Source organism: Massilia sp. Soil_C_3 (assembly GCF_057657035.1).
On sequence record NZ_JBDGJG010000007.1, the window covers coordinates 308,079 to 323,222 of the forward strand.

The 15,144-nt window shown below is 69.4% G+C and carries 11 protein-coding genes; 7 read left to right on the forward strand and 4 right to left on the reverse strand.

All coding sequences use genetic code 11. The features are described 5' to 3' along the window. Nucleotides 1-65 precede the first annotated feature (65 nt). On the reverse strand, nucleotides 66-2,756 hold the full coding sequence (locus AC3A6F_RS16590; protein ID WP_487682600.1) for a bifunctional acetate--CoA ligase family protein/GNAT family N-acetyltransferase: 2,691 nt from the start codon (nucleotides 2,754-2,756) through the stop codon (nucleotides 66-68). A gap of 116 nt (nucleotides 2,757-2,872) precedes the next feature. Between AC3A6F_RS16590 and AC3A6F_RS16595 the strand changes: the two genes are divergently transcribed. The 4 genes from AC3A6F_RS16595 to AC3A6F_RS16610 are packed head-to-tail and all read left to right on the forward strand — an operon-like array spanning nucleotide 2,873 to nucleotide 6,442. Continuing rightward, the gene (locus AC3A6F_RS16595) at nucleotides 2,873-3,268 is read left to right on the forward strand and encodes a hypothetical protein (RefSeq protein ID WP_487682602.1); all 396 of its coding nucleotides are present in this window, start codon (nucleotides 2,873-2,875) and stop codon (nucleotides 3,266-3,268) included. Nucleotides 3,269-3,324: 56 nt separating this feature from the next. After that, nucleotides 3,325-3,675 (forward strand): hypothetical protein, encoded by a 351-nt coding sequence (locus AC3A6F_RS16600; RefSeq protein WP_487682604.1) that lies wholly within the window; start codon nucleotides 3,325-3,327, stop codon nucleotides 3,673-3,675. Beyond that, a complete protein-coding gene (locus tag AC3A6F_RS16605; RefSeq protein WP_487682606.1) occupies nucleotides 3,675-5,057 on the forward strand; it encodes a TolC family protein in 1,383 nt (460 codons plus the stop codon). The genes AC3A6F_RS16600 and AC3A6F_RS16605 overlap by 1 nt, the downstream gene beginning before the upstream one ends. After that, on the forward strand, nucleotides 5,054-6,442 hold the full coding sequence (locus AC3A6F_RS16610) for a multicopper oxidase family protein (protein WP_487682608.1): 1,389 nt from the start codon (nucleotides 5,054-5,056) through the stop codon (nucleotides 6,440-6,442). The genes AC3A6F_RS16605 and AC3A6F_RS16610 overlap by 4 nt, the downstream gene beginning before the upstream one ends. Here AC3A6F_RS16610 and AC3A6F_RS16615 read toward each other — a convergent pair. After that, nucleotides 6,439-9,195, reverse strand: a complete 2,757-nt coding sequence (locus tag AC3A6F_RS16615) for a PAS domain S-box protein (protein WP_487682610.1) — start codon at nucleotides 9,193-9,195, stop codon at nucleotides 6,439-6,441. The two genes, AC3A6F_RS16610 and AC3A6F_RS16615, sit on opposite strands and share 4 nt — an antisense overlap. Before the next feature lie 164 nt (nucleotides 9,196-9,359). Next, nucleotides 9,360-11,834 (reverse strand): heavy metal translocating P-type ATPase, encoded by a 2,475-nt coding sequence (locus AC3A6F_RS16620; RefSeq protein WP_487682612.1) that lies wholly within the window; start codon nucleotides 11,832-11,834, stop codon nucleotides 9,360-9,362. Nucleotides 11,835-12,013: 179 nt separating this feature from the next. On the opposite strand from AC3A6F_RS16620, the gene AC3A6F_RS16625 reads away from it, so the two are divergent. Further along, a complete protein-coding gene (locus AC3A6F_RS16625) occupies nucleotides 12,014-13,519 on the forward strand; it encodes an aryl-sulfate sulfotransferase (protein ID WP_487682614.1) in 1,506 nt (501 codons plus the stop codon). Between the two features lie 72 nt (nucleotides 13,520-13,591). On the opposite strand, the gene AC3A6F_RS16630 is transcribed toward AC3A6F_RS16625, so the two are convergent. Next, the gene (locus AC3A6F_RS16630; RefSeq protein WP_487682616.1) at nucleotides 13,592-13,918 is read right to left on the reverse strand and encodes a hypothetical protein; all 327 of its coding nucleotides are present in this window, start codon (nucleotides 13,916-13,918) and stop codon (nucleotides 13,592-13,594) included. A 200-nt stretch (nucleotides 13,919-14,118) separates the two neighbouring features. Here AC3A6F_RS16630 and AC3A6F_RS16635 point away from each other — a divergent pair, with 200 nt between their 5' ends. Together AC3A6F_RS16635 and AC3A6F_RS16640 are read left to right on the forward strand one after the other, a co-directional pair. Beyond that, the gene (locus AC3A6F_RS16635; protein WP_487682618.1) at nucleotides 14,119-14,655 is read left to right on the forward strand and encodes a nuclear transport factor 2 family protein; all 537 of its coding nucleotides are present in this window, start codon (nucleotides 14,119-14,121) and stop codon (nucleotides 14,653-14,655) included. Nucleotides 14,656-14,835: 180 nt separating this feature from the next. After that, nucleotides 14,836-15,144 (forward strand): iron uptake protein, encoded by a 309-nt coding sequence (locus AC3A6F_RS16640; protein WP_487682620.1) that lies wholly within the window; start codon nucleotides 14,836-14,838, stop codon nucleotides 15,142-15,144.

A 15,144-nucleotide genomic window follows, 5' to 3' on the forward strand; every position in this document is an offset into this window, starting at 1 on the left:
GGGCGCTACGATACCATCGTGGCCGCGTGCAAAGTTCACCTTTTGTCACGAAACCTCGCAAAACCCTAACGTAATGCAAGGCGCATTTTTCGGATGCCTTCTTCGCCGTCGATCGTCACCTCGAAACCCAGCTTTTTCACCATGGCGACGATGCGCGAATTCTGCGGCAGCGCCTCGCCCACGATTTCGCCGGTGCCGCGCGCCCGGCAGTATTCGATCAGCTTCGTCATCATGATCCGCCCCAGCCCCATGCCCTTCAGGTCGGAGCGCACGGTGACGGCGAATTCGGCACTGGTGTTGTCGGGATCGGCCACCACCCTGCCTACCGCCAGTGTCTCGTTGACGCCTTCGGCATTCTTGCGGGTGGCGATGAAGGCCATCTCGCGGTCGTAGTCGATCTGGGTAAAGCGCGCCAGCTGCGAAGGCTGCAGCTCGCGGATGCGCACGAACATGCGGTAGCGGATGTCGTCGGGGGTGAGCGCATCGAAGAACGCCAGGTGGGCCGGGCCGTCCTCCGGGCGGATCGGGCGCAGCAGCAGCGGCGCGCCGTGCCAGGCTATCGTTTCTTCTAGCTCGCGCGGATAGGGACGGATTGCCAGGCGGTCGAGCGTGCTGCCCGAGCGGTCGGCCAGCGCCAGGCGCATGCGCGCATCGAGCACGGTCGCGCCACGGCTGTCGGCCAGCAGCGGGTTGATGTCGAGTTCGACGATCTCGGGAATATCGGAGACCAGGCGCGAGACCTGGATCAGCACCGCCAGGATCGCATCCAGGTTGGCCGGCGGACGGTTGCGGTAGCCGGCCAGCAGGCGCGCCACCCGCGTGCGGTCGACCAGGTCGCGCGCCAGCACCAGGTTCAGCGGCGGCAGGGCCACCGAATGGTCGTCGGTGACCTCCACCGCTATCCCGCCCTGGCCGAACACCAGCACCGGCCCGAACACCGGATCGGTGGCGGCGCCGACGATCAGTTCATGGCCATTGGCGCGGCGGCACATCGCCTGCACCGAAAAGCCGTCGAAGCGCGCCTGGGGGAACAGCTCGTCCAGGCGCTTCCTCATGCGCTGGGCGCTGGCGCGCACCGCGTCGTCGGAATCGAGGTCGAGCGTCACGCCGCCGAAGTCCGACTTGTGCATCACGTCGGGGGTCAGGATCTTGACCGCGACGGGATACCCGATGGCGCGCGCCGCCGCTACCGCGGCCTCGACGTCGGGCGCGGCGCGGGTCTCGACCAGGGCCAGCCCGTAGGCGCGCAGGATGGCCTTGGTCTCGGGATCGGACAGCAGCAGGCGTTTATTGGCGATCGCCTCGCGCACCAGCGCCCGCGCGCTGCTGCGGTCGGGCGCCATGTGGCCGACCATCGAGGGCGGCACTTCCATCAGGAGGTTCTGGTTACGGCGGTAGTTCACCAGTTGCAGGAAGCCGGCCACGCCGTCCTCGGGCGTGCGGAAGGTCGGCATGCGCGCATTGGCGGCGATGGTGCGCGCCTCGAGCACCGAGGCGCCGCCCAGCCAGCACGACAGGATCGGACGCGAGGCGGCGCGCGCCAGCGGCGCGATGGCGTTCGCCACTTCGCGGCTGTCGACGGTGGCGGTCGGCGAATGCACCACCAGCACGGCGTCAACCTGCGGGTCCTTGAGCAGGGTCTCGAGCGCGGCCGCGTAGCGTTCGGGCGGCGCGCCGCCCAGCAGGTTGACCGGCAGATTGGCCAACTTCGCGCCCGCCCCGCCGGGCAGCAGCGCGTCCAGCTGGGCGATGGTCTCGGGCGACAAGGTGGCGGCCGTGCCTTTGCCGTAGCGCAGCGCGTCGCGCGCCAGCACGCCGGGACCCGCACCGTTGCTGACGATGGCCAGCCGCTCGCCATGCAGTGGGCGCGCATGGGCCAGGGTCTCGACCGCCGCGAACAGCTGCTCGGTGGTGTAGACCCGCAGCATGCCGGCGCGCCGCACCGCGGCGTCGAACACGTCGTCCTCGCTGGCCAGGGCGCCGCTCTCGCTGGCCACCGCGCGCACGCCGTCCTCGCCGGAGCGCGACTTGAGCACCAGCACCGGCTTGCTGCGCGCCGCGGCGCGCGCCGCCGACATGAACTTGCGCGCATAGCGCAGCTGGTCGACGTGGAGCAGGATGGCGCCCGCGTGGCCGTCGCTGGCCAGGTAGTCCAGCACGTCGCCCAGGTCGACGTCGCTCGAGTCGCCCAGCGAGATGAAGTGCGAAAAGCCGATGCCGCGCGTGCGGGCCCAGTCCAGCACGCCCGTCATGAGGGAGCCGGATTGCGAGACGAAGGCGATCCGGCCCGGCAGCGCGCCGCTGTGGGCCACGCTGGCGTTCAGGCCCAGGCCCGGCGCCAGCAGGCCGGCGCTGTTCGGTCCGAGCAGGCGCAGCAGATAGGGATGGGCCGCGTCGAGCGCGGCCTGGCGCAGGCTGCGGCCGCGTCCATCGCGCGCCTTCGCCATGCCGCTGCTGAGCACCACCGCCGCGCGCGTGCCGCGCTCGCCCAGCTGGCGCACCAGCTGCGGCACGGTCGCCGGCGGCGTGCAGATCACGGCCAGCTCGGGCGCCTCGGGCAGGTCGGCCACGCTGTCGTAGCAGGGCAGCTCGCCGACCTGCTCGTACTTGGGGTTGACCGCGTACAGCTTGCCCTTGAAACCGCCGCCCAGCAGGTTGTCGAGCAGGGTCGTGCCCATGCTGCCGGGGCGCTCGGAGGCGCCGATGAGGGCCACCGATTTCGGCGCGAACAGGTATTGCAGGTTGCGAACGCTCATTGACGGGGGACCTTTTCATCGGCAAGTAGTGACACATCGTATCAAACGCCGCGGCCCGACGGCGCGTCGAAGCCGGGGCTTGCCGCCAGGGGTGCCAGGCGTGCTAGAATCGCCGCGTGAAATATTTCGTCCGTCTCCTGCTCGTATGGCTGATGCTGCTGGCAATCCCGTTCCAGGGAATCGCTTCGGCCGCCATGCTTGCGTGCGCGCACGATGCGCCACAAGGGACGCAGCAGGCCGCGCATGCTACTACGGCGCACCACGACGCCGCGAGCAGCCCTTGCCACGAGACGCAAGACACGGCGCCGGACCTTGCCCAGGATGCGCACGATCACGACGGCAGCTGCAGCGCCTGCGCCGCATGCTGCATGGGCGCCGCCATGGCGCCCGCGGCAGGCGTCGCGCCGCCGGCGCCCTCCCTGGCCACCGCCCTCCTCATAGCCGCCACCGGCCGCCTCGCCGCGGTCGACCTCGCGCTGCCCGAACGACCGCCCCGCTTCCCGCTCGCCTGATTTCGCCCGCCGCGCCCCGTGCGCGGCCCGCCGTATTTCATCCGAACGAGGACACCATGTTTATCCATACCACCGCGCCATGGCGCGCGGCCGCCCTGCTGGGCGCATTGCTCGCGGCCATGCCCGCCGTCGCCCAGCACACCGCCATTGACCCCACCGCCGCCGTTCCCGAGACGCGCTACCAGAGCGCCCACGTCCAGCGCCCGCCGGCCGCCGCCGCGACCACGCCCGACCGCAACTGGCGGGAAAGCAACCGCACCGTGGCCGGCCAGCCGGCGCATGCCCATCATGGCGCGCATGCCGATCATTCCGGGCATGCCGGCCACGCCAAGCCCGCCCAGAAGGCGCAGCCGAAAGCGGACAACCATGAGCACCATGGCCACCACGGGCATGGAGAACACCACTGATGGCCGCGCCAATCATGTCGCGCAGCGCGCTGGCCGCAGCCGGCGCGCTGCTGCTGGCCGGCTGCGCCAGCACCAATCCCGATACCGCATTCCGCATCAGCGCCGACGAGGCGCGCGCCCGCACCGGCGTCGAGGCGCGCCTGCTGCGCAATGACGACGACCGGCGCGCGCTGGCATCCGAGATCGACGCCCTGCTCAAGGAGCCCCTCGGCCTGGACGCCGCCGTGCGCATCGCCGTCTTGAACCACCCGGGCTTGCAGGCGAGCTACTGGGACGCCGGCATCGCCCAGGCCGACCTGGCCCAGGCCGCGCGCCTGCGCAATCCCTCGTTCGGCTTCTCGCGCATGGATGGCGGCGGTAGCCGCGAGATCGAGCGCGGCGTGTCGCTCGACCTGGCGGGCCTCTTGACCATGCCGCTGCGCCAGCGCATGGCCGAGCGGCGCTACCAGGAGACCACCTTGCAGGTCGCCGCCGCCATCGAACGCCATGCGATCGCCACCCGGCGCGCCTGGATCGAGGCCGTGGCCGCCGGCCAGGCGCTCGACTATGCGCGCCAGGTCGCCGCGGCTGCCGACGCCTCCAGCGAACTGATGGAACGCATGACCCTGGCCGGCAATGCCAGCGCGCTCGACCTGGCGCGCGAATCGGCCTTCCATGCCGAAGCCGGCGCCGCCGTGCTGCGCGCCGGTCGCGCCCGTGACGTCGCCCGCGAACACCTGACGCGCCAACTCGGCCTGTGGGGCTTTCATGCCGGCTACGCGCTGCCCGAACGCCTGCCCGAGCTGCCGGCGCAGCCGGTCGAACTGGCAGGCATCGAGCGCCTGGCCCTCGAACAACGGCTGGACGTGCGCGCCGCGCGCGCCGCCGCCGCCGGCACCGCCGCCGACCTCGGCCTGACGCGCACCACGCGCATGGTCAATGTGCTCGACCTGGGCTATGCCAGCAAGAGCGAGACGGGAGAGCCGCGCAGCGAAGGCTATGAGATCTCGCTCGAACTGCCGCTGTTCGACTGGGGCGGCGCTCGCGTCGCGCGCGCGGAAGGCATGTATATGCAGGCCGTCGGGCGGGTCGCCGAGACGGCCGTGAACGCGCGCAGCCAAGCGCGCGCCGGCTACCTGGGCTACCGCGCCAGCCACGACGTCGCGCGCCACTACCGCGACCACGTGATCCCGCTACGCCAGAAGATCGCGGCCGAGACCCTGCTGCGCTACAACGGCATGCTGGCCAGCCCCTTCGAGCTGCTGGCCGATGCGCGCGAACAGGCGGCGGCGGTGCACGCCACCATCGACGCCCTCAAGGATTTCTGGCTGGCCGAGGCCGACCTCGAAGCCGCCCTGGGAGGCCGTCTGCCGCCCGCACACGAACACAAGGAAGCACAATGACCAACCGCAGATCGTTCCTGACCGGCGCTGGCGTGACCATGCTGGGCGCCTCGCTGGTGAGCAAGGCCGGCGCGGCCTCGCTGCCCGAAGCCCCCGTCCACACCTCCGCCGCCACCGCGGCCCCGCTGGCGCCGCCGAGCGGCCGTCCCTACAACCCGGTCGTGACCCTCAACGGCTGGACCCTGCCCTGGCGCATGAAGGACGGCGTCAAGGAATTCCACCTGGTGGCCGAACCCGTGGTGCGCGAACTGGCGCCGGGCATGCAGGCCAATCTGTGGGGCTATAACGGCCAGAGCCCGGGCCCCACGATCGAGGTGGTCGAAGGCGACCGGGTGCGCATTTTCGTGACCAACAAGCTGCCCGAGCACACCAGCGTGCACTGGCACGGCCAGCTGCTGCCGTGCGGGATGGACGGCGTCACCGGCCTCACGCAACCCGGCATCCAGCCCGGTAAAACCTTCGTCTACGAATTCGTGGCGCGCCATGCAGGCACCTTCATGTACCACCCGCATGCCGACGAGATGCAGCAGATGGCGATGGGGATGATGGGCTTCTGGGTGACGCACCCGAAGAATCCACGCCAGCATGCCGTCGACCGCGATTACGTGATGCTGCTGTCGTCCTACGACATCGAACCGGGCAGCTACACCCCGCGCACCAACACCATGCTCGACTTTAACCTGTGGACCATCAATAGCCGGGTGTTCCCGGGCCTGGATTCGATGGTTGCCGGGCTGAACGAGAAGGTGCGCATCCGCGTCGGCAACCTGACGATGACCAACCATCCGATCCATCTGCACGGCCACCGCTTCGAGGTGGCCGGCACCGACGGCGGCTGGGTGCCGAAATCGGCGCGCTGGCCCGAGGTCACCACCGACGTCGCCGTCGGCCAGATGCGGGCCATCGAGTTCGTGGCCGATGCGCCGGGCGACTGGGCCTTCCACTGCCACAAATCGCACCACACGATGAACGCGATGGGGCACGACGTGCCGACCCTGATCGGCGTCGACCACCGCGGCGTGGCCGAGAAGATCAACCAGCTGGTGCCGGGCTATATGGTCATGGGCGACAAGGGCGGTTCGATGGGCGACATGAAGATGGCGCTGCCGCACAACACCCTGCCGATGATGAGCGGCGACGGCCCCTTCGGCAACCTCGAGATGGGCGGCATGTTCACGGTGCTGAAGGTGCGCGAAGGCCAGAAGCGCGGCGACTACCGCGATCCCGGCTGGTACAGTCATCCCGCCGGCAGCGTCGCGCGCGAGTGGACCGGCGAGGTGCCGGCCGCCGCCAGCGCACCGGCCGCCAGCCCGGCGGCGCCGGCCGGCCCGGCCCTCAACGCGCGCAAGCCCGGCGCGAAGGACCACGGCGGCCATCAGCACTAGGAGCCAGCACGCTCCTGCGTCACCCCGCGCAGCAGCTCGATCAGCTGCTGCGGCGCGACCGGCTTGGTCAAGTGATGATCGAAGCCGGCCGCCAGCGAGGCGGCGCGGTCTTCCTGCCGGCCGCGTCCCGTGACCGCGACCAGGTAGGGGCGCGGGCACTTGTCGGCCAGGATAGCCGCCACTTCCAGTCCGCTCATCTCGGGCATGCCGAGATCGAGCACCACGATGTCGGCGCAGCGCGCATGGTACAGCCGCAGCGCCTGGGCGCCGTCGTGCGCCACCGTCACGGTCGCCCCTTCCGAACGCAGCAGCCAGGCCAGCGACTCGGCGGCGTCGACATTGTCGTCGGCCACCAGGATGTGCCTGCCGGTGACGGCGCCGCCGGCCGACTCGCCCTCGGCGTGCATCTCCGGCTCGGCCGCCTCGCACAGCGGCAGGCGCACGATGAAGGTGGCGCCCCGCCCGGCCCCGTCGCTGTCGGCGTGGATGCTGCCGCCATGCAGTTCGACGAAGCCCTTGGCCAGCGACAGCCCGATTCCCAGCCCGCCCTGGGCCAGGTGGCGCGCGCTGGCGACCTGCACGAAGGGATCGAACACGCGCTCGATCATGCCGTGGTCCAGGCCGACGCCATTGTCGGCCACCCATGCCACCGCCTCGCCATTCTCCGAGCGCAGCCCGATCTCGAGCGCGCCGCCGGGCGGCGTGTACTTGGCCGCATTATTGATCAGGTTCGCAAACACCTGGGTCAGGCGCAGCGCGTCGGCCTCGACCCACAGGGGCTCGTCGACCAGCCGCAGCGCCACCTGGTGGCGCCCGTTCTCGATCAGCGACATGCTCGCTTGCAGGGCGTCGCGCATCAGGCGTCCCAGGTCGACGCGCGCGCGCCGCAGTTCGATCTTGCCGCGCCCGATGCGCGACACGTCCAGCAAGTCGTCCAGCAGGCGCGCCATCTGGGCCACCTGGCGCCCGACCATGGCCGCGATCCATTCGATGCGCTCGGGCGGAAGCGACTTGCTGCGCAGGAGCGAGGCCGCGTTGGCGATCGGCGCCAGCGGGTTGCGCAACTCGTGCGCCAGGGTGGCGATGTACACGTCCTTGCGCTGGTCGGCCTCGCGCAGGCCATCCATCGCCTGCTCGCGCTCGGTCACGTCCAGCACCAGCGAAAACACGGTCAGTATCTGGCCGGACTCGTCGACCAGCACCGAGTTGTACCACTCGCAGCACAGCACGCGGCCGTCGCGGGTGCGGTTGCGGTTGCTCGACTTGGCGTGGCGGGTGGGCGAATCGAGCAGGCGCCGGATCATCTGGCCCACCTGGTCGGCGTCGCTCTCGTGGATCATCGGCAGCGCATCGATGCGCTCGCCGACCACCTCATGCTGGCGCCAACCGAACAACTCTTCGGCGCGCCCGTTCCACAGGGTGACGACCAGGTCGCGGTTCCATTCGATCACGGCCAGCGGCGTGTTCTCGACCAGGTAACGGGTCTGGTCCAGCGCGCGCGCCAGCGCCGCGCTGGCCTCGGTACGCTCGGTGATGTCGCCCACCACGATCACCGCCGCCGCCAGTTCGGCGGCGCCGTCGCGCAGGGGCGCGCCGCTCACCGTATGGGTGCGCCGCACGCCGTCATGGTCGCTTTCCAGCACGGCGTCGTGAAACGTCTCGCCGCCGACCGCGCGCGCCACCGGATCGCGGATCAGGTCCAGCATCGCGGCGATGCCGGTGTGCTCCCCAGCCAGTGCACCGGCGGCGCCCGGCGCAAAGCTGGCGGCCATCCGGCCGGCCTGGTCGTTGGCCATCACGCAGCGGCCCGCCGCGTCGACGATCAGCACCCCGTCCGGCAACTGCTGCAGCACCGTCCCCAGCAGGCTTTGCCATTGGGCGCGGGCGCGGGTTTCGATCATTTCCTGGAACGTCGCGTGCAGGCGCGCGTGCAAGGCGATATTGTCGATCGCCAGCGCGCCCAGCACGAACAACGCGGCCGCCAGACCGTACAGGCGGCCGGCATAGAAACCGAGGTCGAACATGCCGCCATTGAGCACGCAGGACAACGCGACCTCGAACACCCAGGCCGCCATCGCCACCGCCAGCCAGACATCGAGCACGGTGCGCGGACGCTTGCGCACGATCGCCCACAGCACCCCGACCGATAGCGCGAGTACGGCGCCCGCGATCCAGTGATAGAGCGGCAGCGTGCGATCTCCGTCCATCAACGGCGGCAGCCAGCGGGCGCCCGACGTCGACACCAGCACCAGCAGCGCCGCGACCAGCACGATCAGCAGGGCGCCGATGCGCATGAAGTGCGGCGGCAGCGGCGGCGCATGGGTGCTGCGGGTATAGCCGAGCACGAACAGGGGGAATAGCGCATGCCAGGCGACGTGCAGCCAGGGCGTGGTCTGGTGATTGCCGCCCAGCACGCCCTGGTCGGCGAACAGGCCGGGAAAGGTCAGCAGGTGGGAGCTGGCGATCAGCGCCGTGAGCAGGTAGCCCAGCACCAGCAGGCCGAGCGCGCGCGAACGTCCCGTGTGGACGTGTCCGAGCAGCAGGATGCCGGTCAGCAGGTTGGCGCCGATCAGCACCGAGCCGTACATCGGGATGAATTCCGGCGCCCGCGCCAGCGGCAAGCCGGCGGCCGGCGCCAGCAGCGCGAAGGCGAGCGCCAGGCCGCCCAATACCCACACCACGTGGCGCAACTGGGCGCCGCTTGGATGATGCTTTACCAGGTCCGTCGGTTCCGCAAGAACGCCGTGTCGCATGTATCTCCCCGTGGAGGATCCGGCGGGGGCAGCATGCTTTTTGGGCTGTCCGGGCGGTGTCTGGTTTTATTGTCGTTTCAATAAAATATAGCGCAATTCGCCATGCATGGGGCTGGAATTTAATGTCTTATCGTCCATAAATGATACCCAGCGACGAACAAACCCTAGGCCGGGGCGCGTGCGGTGACCGGGTAGCCGGCGCCGTCGATGGCGGCCACGATGCGATCCAGGTCGGCCTGGCTGTCGATGCGTACGCTGGCCTTGTCGAGGTCGATCGTGACCTGCGCCTCGGCGTCGACCGCCTGCACCGATTTGGTAACGCGGCCCACGCAGTGATTGCAGCTCATGCCTTCCACGGTCAATTCATACATGGTGTTTTCTCCTGTCGTTTGGGGCGTTGCCGCCCCGGTGGTTGAAGTGGATACGGATGGGGGTACAAATGCGGGTGCGCTTGCCGCTGCAGGCGCCGGCGTCCAGCGCCGCAACAGCAGCGCGTTGGCGACCACGCTGACCGAGCTGAGCGCCATCGCGGCGCCGGCCAGCACCGGATCGAGCAGCCCGAAGGCCGCCAGCGGCAGGCCGATCACGTTATAGATGAAGGCCCAGCCCAGGTTCTGGCGGATCTTGCGATAGGTGCGGCGCGACACCGCGATGGCGTCGGCCACCAGCCGCGGGTCGCCACGCATCAGGGTCACGCCCGCGCTGTGCATGGCGACGTCGGTGCCGGTCGCCATCGCCATGCCCACGTCGGCCGCCGCCAGCGCCGGCGCGTCGTTGATGCCGTCGCCGACCATCGCCACCTTGCGCCCCTCCTGGCGCAAGCCTGCGACCACCTGCGCCTTATCAAACGGCAGCACCTCGGCATGCACGCGTTCGATACCGAGCGCCTGCGCCACCGTGCGCGCGGCGCCCAGGCTGTCGCCGCTGAGCAGGACCGGCTCGATGCCGGCCGTCTTCAGACGCGCGATGGCGCTTGGGGCGCCCGGCTTGATGCGGTCGCCAAAGGCGAGCAGGCCCAGCACCTGCACCCGGCCGTCCCTGCGCACGGCCAGCCAGGACACGGTGCGGCCGGCCGCTTCATGCTGCTCGCCACCCGCAGCTGGCACGCCCAGTTCATCCATCAGGCGCCGGTTGCCGAGCACGATGGTGGCGCCGTCGACCTCGGCCTCGACGCCGCGGCCCGGCAGTGCGCGCGCGGCACTGGCCGCTGGCAGCGCCAGTCCCTGGCGCGCCGCTTCCTCGAGCACGGCGCCCGCCAGCGGGTGGGAACTACCCTGCTGCACGCTGGCGGCCAGCGCCAGCAGCCGCGCCGGATCGGCTCCTTCATGGGCCAGCAGCTGCGGCTTGCCCTCGGTCAGGGTGCCCGTCTTGTCGAACACGACGACGTCCAGCGCATGCGCGGTTTCCAGCGCCTCCGCGTCCTTGATCAGGATGCCGTGGCGGGCTGCCGCGCCAGTGCCGACCATGACCGCGGTGGGCGTGGCCAGCCCCAGCGCGCAAGGGCAAGCGATCACCAGCACCGCCACCGCATTGAGCACGGCCGCCTGCCAGTCGCCACCCGCCAGGCCCCAGCCCAGCAGGGTCGCCAGCGCGATCGCGAGCACGACCGGCACGAACACCGCGCTGACCCGGTCCACCAGGCGCTGGATCGGCGCCTTGACCGCCTGCGCATCCTCGACCATGCGGATGATCTGCGACAGCATCGTCGCCGCGCCGACCGCCGTCGCCTCGACCAGCAGCAGGCCGTCGGCATTGACGGCGCCGCCGGCCACCCGCTCACCCGGTTCTTTGGCCACCGGCAGGCTCTCGCCGGTCAGCAGCGACTCGTCCAGGTGACTGCGGCCGTCGACCACGACGCCGTCGGCCGGCACCCGCGCGCCGGGCTTGACCACCATCAGCTCGCCCACGCGCAGCGCGGCCAGCGCCACCCGCACGTCCTTGCCAGCGCGCCGCACCAGCGCCTCGTCGGGCCGCAGGCGGCCCAGTGCGTCGAGCGCCGCCAGGGTCTGGCGCTTGGCGCGGCCTTCCAGCCACTTGCCGAGCAGGACCAGGGCGATCACGACCGCCGAGGTTTCGAAATACAGGTGCAGCTGGGAATTGGCATGGACACCATGTGCGTCCGCGCTCAGGAGCAGGTAGACCGACAGGCCATAGGCGGCGCTGGTGCCGAGCGCCACCAGCAAGTCCATATTGCCGCTGCCGGCGCGCAAAGCCTTCCAGCCGGCGCGGTAGAAGCGCGCGCCGAGCCAGAACTGGACCGGCGTGGCCAGGGCCAGCTGCAGCCAGCCGGGCAGCATCACGTCATGACCGAACGGTGCGGCCAGCATCGGCAGCACCAGCGGCAGGCAGAGCAGCATGGCGGCGGCCACCGGCCACCAGGCAGGCAGCGCGCCCTTTTCCTTGCGCCGGGCGGGGGCCGCGCCGGTGGCGTCGGGCAGTTCGATGCCAGCTTCGTAGCCGGCTGCGCGCACGGCGGCCGCCAGGGCATCCGGCGCGGCCCCGCCCTGCACGCTGGCCTTCTCGGTGGCCAGGTTGACGCTGGCGCCGCTCACGCCCGGCACCGCGCGCAGCGCCTTCTCGACCCGCGCCACGCACGAGGCGCAGGTCATGCCATCGATGATCAGGACAGTGTTGTTCATTTGCTTGTTCCTCGAATCCATACCGAGAGGATAGTCCTTCCCATGGTGGGAAGGTCAAGCGTTTCGTATTTAGTTCGCGCAACCGACTTGCGCCGGTCGCAGGCACGGGTCCGCCGAAGGGGATACAACGAGAGCTGGGCCTCGCTTCGAGGATTCGGCACCGACCCGCGGGAGAAAGCATGAAGTCGCCAGCCACGCTTTTGCTCTGGATACTGATAACCATCCTGTTGTCCGCCTGCGGCAGCGACGACGACAAGACCCAGGCCGAGCGCGCGGGGATCGGCGCCATCGCCCAGTCGGCCGGCGCCACGCCTTTCGTGGCGCAGCTGAGCTATACGCTGGACAACTTCGCCCACCTCGACAGCGTGCACTACACGATCGCCGGCCGTCCGGGTTCACATTCGCGGCCGGTTGCGGTCACCTACGACCACGCCTGGCTCGGACGGCGCGCGGCCTGGGATGCTTCCGGCAAGCGCATCGCCGTCCCCGTCTTCGGCCTGTATGCCAACCACCGCAACGAGCTCACGCTCACGACACGCTTTCGCGACGGATCGACCCACGTGACGCAGGTGGCGGTGGCCACCGGCCCCTACACCGGCCCGGCCACGGTCTATGCCACGCCCGAGGTGCGCACCGCGCGAGGGGCGGGCTCGCCCGGTATCGAATACATGCTGATCAAGAACGGCGTCACGACGCCGGTCATCCTCGACAGCGACGGCCAGATCCGCTGGGCCGGCAGCGCGCCCGGCAGTTCAATCTCCTCGCTGTTCGGCGACGACGCGTTCTATGTGGGCGACCCGGACGCTCCGTTGCTGCACCAGGTCGACGTCGACGGCAGCGTGCGCAGCAGCCGGCTCGACGACGCGCGCTTCACCAACTTCCACCATGACTTGGCGCACGGCAAGACCGGCTTCCTGGCCGAACTCGACGCCCTGGTCGGCAATGTGCGGCTGGTGGAGTCGATCGTGGCCGAGATCGACATCTCGGGGCGGGTGCTCAAGGAATGGGACCTGGGCCAGATCTTCCGCGCGACGATGCGCGCCGGCGGCGACAATCCCGACACCTTCGTGCGCGACGGCATCGACTGGTTCCACATGAACTCGGCCATCTACGATGCCCACGACAATTCGCTGCTGATCTCGAGCCGCGAGAATTTCGTCGTCAAGCTCGACTACGACACGGGCGCCATCCGCTGGCTGCTGGGCGACACCACCAAGCACTGGTACGTCAACTATCCGACGCTACGCGCGCTGGCCCTGCGCGTCACCGAAGGCAAGGTGCCGATCGGCCAGCACTCGCTGTCGGTCGCGCCCAACCGCGAACTGCTGCTGTTCAATAACGGGCTGGCCAGCGCAGAACAACCTCCGGGCGCACCGGCCGGCCAGAACCGCAGCTACAGCACGCCGTCGCGTTATGCGATCGATGAAAACGCACGCACGGCGCGCGAAGTCTGGACCTGGGATGCCGACCGCGAATTACTGTCAGACATCTGTTCGTCAGCGTATGAAGGGGCGCCAGGGCAATACCTGGTAGCCTATTCGTCGCTGGAGCAACGTACCCAGGCGCGGCTGGTGGCGGTCGACAGCGCGGGCAGGGTCGCCTTCGACTATATCTACCCGAGCACAGTCTGCAATACGGTGTTCATCGCCCAGCCCTTCCGGTTCGAGGAGCTGCGGCTGCGCTAGGAAACTGTTTCGACAGCTTCCAGCGAGAGCGCGCGGCGCTTGCGCCCGGGCCAGCGCCCCGTCAGCTACCCGTCAGCTGCCCAAACCGAAGAAGACACCGACCGCCAACTCCACCCACAGCGCGGCGAAGACCAGCGCCAGCGCGCCGACGGCGGCGACCCGCTGCCATGGCCGCCAGCGCGCCGCCCGGCGCGCGGTACGCAAGCAGGCCAGCCCGGCACCGGCCAGCAGCAGTGCGGCGGCGGCGAAATCGCCGCCAGTCCACGCCACTTGACGCGTGAATTGCATGGCGACCAACGGCGCCAGGAGAATCATCGCGGTCGCCAGGCCGACCCGCAGCAGGTCGATGCGCAGCGTGTTCCTGTCCGCGGGGACGTCCTGTGAATCTGCGGTATGCATGGTGATCTCCTGGATTTGGGTAGCCGGCATGCGGCGCAGGCCGCACGCCATGTTCACATCCTAATCCTGTTACGACGAGGAAGGAAGCTCCTTCGCACACCACGCGCAGCGGGTCCCATGTCACAACGCTGAAAAACTTTGTTACATACTTACTTGCAAGTATTTATATACTTGCGAATGCCACCACTCTGATGCCGACCATGCGCTTTCTGCCCCTCCTGCCGTCCGCCCTGCTTTGTCTGGCCGCCTCCCAGGCCACCGCCAGCATGGAGCAGCTTCGCCAGCCCGGCGTACCAAGGGCCGCCACTGCCAGCACGGCAAGTAGCGGCGCGACCTCAGGCGACCTGGCGGCGCTGCGCGCGGCCGAGCAGCACCGCGCCCAGGCCGTCGCCAGCCGCGACGTGGCCTCGTTGCGCAAGCTGATCAGCGGCGACTACTACCACGTCGAGACGGGCGGCCGCGCCCGCACCAAGACCGAATTCCTGCAACTCCTGAGCCGCGATGAGTTCGAATTCCGTTCCTACGAAGTCGACGATATGGAAATCAGGCTGCTCGACAATGGCCGCGCGGCGCTCGTCACCGGGCGCTTCCGGGCCGAGATGCAAGGCGCCAGCCGGCTGCGCGGACGGTTCGTGCGCATGTGGGTGCTGGGACCGGATGGCTGGCGCAATACCATACAGCAAAGCACCGAGATTCGCCCGCTCGCCAGCCAGCGCGAGGCCCAGGCACTGCGCTAGTCAATACAGTCATGCGCCCGGCTCGCGACGCGCAAGGCGTCCGACGCCTGCCTGCCACGGCCGTGTTCAAAATCGGCGCGATTGCTTGTCAAGGCGGCGTGATGCATCTATCATGAGAATGATTATCATTTGCTGTCGCATTTACAGCTTTTCATTCTGCCACGCCCAACCAGCGCGCCCATGACCTCACTGACTCTCACGCCCCGCCACATCGCCACGCGCACCGCGGTGGCCATCCTCGGCGGCTACGCCTTCACCTGGGGCGTCGTCGCCCTGGGCATCGCCCTGCTGTACAGCCTCGGCATGGAATTCCACGATGCCGAGCACCTGTCCTACATCATCGGTTTCCTGGTCTTCCTGACCGCCTTCCTGGTGGCCTTCGCCACCCAGGGATTGCGCAAGGTAGCGCTGGTGCTGGTAGGCGGCGGCGCGCTGATGAGCGCGGTGGCCTGGTGGCTGCAGAGCCTGATCATCGCGTCGGGAGTCTGA

Bases quoted from the DNA above. Each gene is read 5' to 3' on its own strand.
- AC3A6F_RS16590 (WP_487682600.1), bottom strand. From the start codon at position 2,756: ATGAGCGTTCGCAACCTGCAATACCTGTTCGCGCCGAAATCGGTGGCC.
- AC3A6F_RS16600 (WP_487682604.1), top strand. From the start codon at position 3,325: ATGTTTATCCATACCACCGCGCCATGGCGCGCGGCCGCCCTGCTGGGC.
- AC3A6F_RS16605 (WP_487682606.1), top strand. From the start codon at position 3,675: ATGGCCGCGCCAATCATGTCGCGCAGCGCGCTGGCCGCAGCCGGCGCG.
- AC3A6F_RS16610 (WP_487682608.1), top strand. From the start codon at position 5,054: ATGACCAACCGCAGATCGTTCCTGACCGGCGCTGGCGTGACCATGCTG.
- AC3A6F_RS16615 (WP_487682610.1), bottom strand. From the start codon at position 9,195: ATGCGACACGGCGTTCTTGCGGAACCGACGGACCTGGTAAAGCATCAT.
- AC3A6F_RS16620 (WP_487682612.1), bottom strand. From the start codon at position 11,834: ATGAACAACACTGTCCTGATCATCGATGGCATGACCTGCGCCTCGTGC.
- AC3A6F_RS16625 (WP_487682614.1), top strand. From the start codon at position 12,014: ATGAAGTCGCCAGCCACGCTTTTGCTCTGGATACTGATAACCATCCTG.
- AC3A6F_RS16630 (WP_487682616.1), bottom strand. From the start codon at position 13,918: ATGCATACCGCAGATTCACAGGACGTCCCCGCGGACAGGAACACGCTG.
- AC3A6F_RS16635 (WP_487682618.1), top strand. From the start codon at position 14,119: ATGCGCTTTCTGCCCCTCCTGCCGTCCGCCCTGCTTTGTCTGGCCGCC.
- AC3A6F_RS16640 (WP_487682620.1), top strand. From the start codon at position 14,836: ATGACCTCACTGACTCTCACGCCCCGCCACATCGCCACGCGCACCGCG.